The organism is Mycobacterium sp. TH-M82 (assembly GCF_057473605.1).
The window spans coordinates 1-2,915 of sequence record NZ_JBYCKY010000705.1; the positions used below are offsets into that span (position 1 = coordinate 1).

The 2,915-nt window shown below is 69.7% G+C and carries 4 protein-coding genes and 1 pseudogene; 2 read left to right on the top strand and 3 right to left on the bottom strand.

Annotated features, from left to right (window positions below; genetic code table 11):
* Positions 1–207, top strand: a 207-nt coding sequence (locus tag AC2VON_RS20625) for a hypothetical protein (RefSeq protein WP_486954580.1), incomplete at its 5' end; no start/stop codon positions are given.
* Positions 204–557, top strand: coding sequence for a nitrite reductase small subunit NirD (nirD, locus tag AC2VON_RS20630; RefSeq protein ID WP_486954581.1), 354 nt, complete (start codon positions 204–206; stop codon positions 555–557). The genes AC2VON_RS20625 and nirD, both read left to right, overlap by 4 nt.
* Before the next feature lie 30 nt (positions 558–587).
* Here the strand turns inward: nirD and AC2VON_RS20635 are convergent.
* From AC2VON_RS20635 to AC2VON_RS20645, 3 genes and pseudogenes are all read right to left on the bottom strand, one after another.
* Positions 588–1,247: pseudogene (locus AC2VON_RS20635) on the bottom strand (sirohydrochlorin chelatase); the annotation flags it as partial.
* The gene (locus AC2VON_RS20640) at positions 1,244–2,389 is read right to left on the bottom strand and encodes a uroporphyrinogen-III synthase (RefSeq protein ID WP_486954582.1); all 1,146 of its coding nucleotides are present in this window, start codon (positions 2,387–2,389) and stop codon (positions 1,244–1,246) included. The pseudogene AC2VON_RS20635 and the gene AC2VON_RS20640, both read right to left, overlap by 4 nt.
* Positions 2,390–2,512: 123 nt before the next feature.
* On the bottom strand, positions 2,513–2,915 hold a 403-nt coding region (locus AC2VON_RS20645), incomplete at its 5' end, for a GNAT family N-acetyltransferase (protein ID WP_486954583.1).

Below are 2,915 nucleotides of genomic sequence, written 5' to 3' on the forward strand. Positions count from 1 at the left end.
TTCGAGCAGGCGATGGCGCGTCACGTCGAAAACTATTCCTGCGAGTGGAAAGGGGTGCTGGAGGACCCGGACAAACTAGCCCGGTTCGTGTCCTTCGTCAACGCCCCCGACGCCCCCGACCCCACCGTGGCATTCACCGAACACAACGGACGCAAAACTCCGGTGCTGATCGGCATGCCGCAGTTGCACACCGAGGAGCAATCATGACACTGCGCAACGATACTGCGGTCTGGACCACCGCCTGCGACTACGACCACCTCATTCCGGGCCGCGGGGTGGGTGTGCTGCTCGACGACGGGTCGCAGGCGGCGTTGTTCCGGCTCGACGACGGGACGGTGCGCGCGGTCGGCAACGTGGACCCGTTTTCTGGGGCGGCGGTGTTGTCCCGCGGACTCGTCGGCGATCGCAGCGGCCGGCTGACCGTTGCATCCCCGATCCAAAAGCAGGCGTTCGCCCTCGACGACGGCAGCTGTCTGGACGACCCGCGGGTGTCGGTGCCGGTGTACCCGGCCCGCGTCACACCCGACGGCCACATCGAGGTCGGGCGAGCGGCCTAGCTGAACTCGCCGGTCCCGCATCCCGACGTGGAACCGTCCGGCGATGAGCTGCGCCATCCCCGGGTGAGTGCCCAGCGGTTCGCTGATGAGGTCGGCACCGCAGCGTCGCAGCCGGTCCTGGAACAGTCCGTCGGCCAGCAGGTAAGACGCCACCGCGACCCGGCGCGACGAGCGGCGACGCGCCGCGGCCACCGATTCGGGCACGCTCGGCTCACCAGTGCCGGCAAACGCCAACTCGACCGGTGATCCGATGAGGGCTGACAACAAACGGGCGGTGGTGTGCAGGTCGTTTCGTGCCAGCGGGTCCGACGTGCCCGCTGCGGCCAGGATCACCGAATCGCGCGGATGCCAACCAGATTGGAACAGGCAGTCGGCGACGAGCCGAACTACCCGGCGGGTCGGCCCCAGGGCGGGCGTGACGGTGACATCTGGGTGCCCGCTGGCGGCGACGTGGGCAGGAAGATCGGCGCAGACGTGGTACCCACCCGACAGGAAGGCCGGCACCACGATGGCCGGTCGGCCGACGTCCGCCGTTGCAGCGAGGACTTCACTCGGGGTGGGACCCAGCACGTCGACGAATGCCACCGGCACCGCCTGGTGCAGCAGTGCGGCGACCCGCTGCGCAAGGTCGCCGATCATGGCGGCCCCGGTCGCTTTGCGGGTGCCGTGCGCGACCAGGAGCAGAGTCATGCCGCACCCGAGCGTTCGTCGATCGCCAACCGGTAACCGCGTTTGATTACGGTAGCGACAATTTTCTTGTCGCCCAGGCTGGTCCGCAGTCGTAGCACCGCGGTCTCCACTGCATGGGTGTCGGAGCCGTTGCCCGGCAACGCTCGTAACAGCTCGCTGCGGGGGACCACGGTGCCCGGATGTTGTGCGAGCGCTCGCAGGGTGGCCATCGGTGCCGGGGGCAGCGGCTTGACCACGTCGTCGACCACCACGCAGCTGCTGCGGATCTGGATCCGGTGCCCGGCCGCGCGGATGGTGTGGGCGAGCTGGGCCGGCAGCTCGTGGGCGATGTGGCGGGCCAACGCACCCAACCGCATCCGCCGCGGCGATGACGTCAGGATACCCAGCCGGGTCAGCGGGCTGGCGGTGACCGGACCCACGCACATTGCGTAGACGTCGGAACGCAGCGCGCCGAGCAGTTCGTCGAGGATGCCGAGTTCGCCGGCGCGGGTCAGCGTCGCCACCACCGCCGGTGCGGAGGTGAAACTGACGGCGTCGAACTGGCGTTGCGCGATTTGAGTGACCAGCTGATCGAACTCTCCGCCCAGTGATGCCACCCGCCATCGGTACACCCGGAAGGGTACGACATCGGCGCGGGCGGCCTGCAGCTCGTCGAGCAGTTCCGGAACCGGATCCCAGTCGTCAGTGGCGCCGTGCAGCTGCACGGCGATACGCTGGCCGGTGACCCCGGATTTCCGCAGGTAGCTGAGCACCTCGCGGGCCGACTCGGAGTCTGGACACCATTCCTCGGCCAATCCGGCGGCGCGCAGCGCGCCGGTGGCCTTGGGTCCCCGCGACACGATTCGGGCACCGGCCAGCGCGGCGAGCAGGTCGCTGGCCAGGCCCCACCCGTCCGCGGCGGCGATCCAGCCGCGAAACCCGATCGCGGTCGTCACGATCAGGATGTCCGGTGGGCGGGCGACCAACGCCTCGGTATTGCGCTGCAGTTCGGCGTCGTCGGACAGATTGACCATGCTGATAGCGGGAGCCGCGCAGACCGTGGCGCCGTGGCGGCGCAGCAGCGAACACAGCTCGCCGGCCCGGCGGGTGGACGTCACCGCAACCCGGTAACCGCTGAGCGGAGCCCGGTCCGGTTGCTTCATCTATCCAGGTGTAGGCGATGCTGATTTCGCGTCCGTTACCGGGCAATTGCCGAGGCGTTGCCGTGCGGGACCGTCAGGGCCGCGGCTGGCTGTCCGCTGGCCGAACGGCAGCTCCCCGCTGCATTACCAGACGTCGCCGTCACGCCAGTCGCAGGCCAATCCGGCCGTGGTGTCCAGGACCTCCGGTTCGGGACCGACCGGCTCGACTGGCAGCACGAACACCGTCGCGTCGGCTGCGGCGGTGCGGACCGGACCGGTCGGAGCCAGCACCGACGTCGGCCCACGCCACGGCAGCCAGCCGCGGGAGGTGTAGAGCCGGCGACTGATCTCCGCCGAGCTGAGCGCGCCGAGCTGGTATCCGCCCCGGATCACCTGCTCGCAGGCGTCCAGCACCGCGGTGGCCAAGCCCTGCCCGCGCCAGGCTTGGCACACAGCAACCGCTTCGACGTAACCGCACCGCAGCGACCTGCCCCGGTAGAGCAGGCGGCGCTGCACCACCGCGCCGTGCGCGATGAGCGCGCCGTGT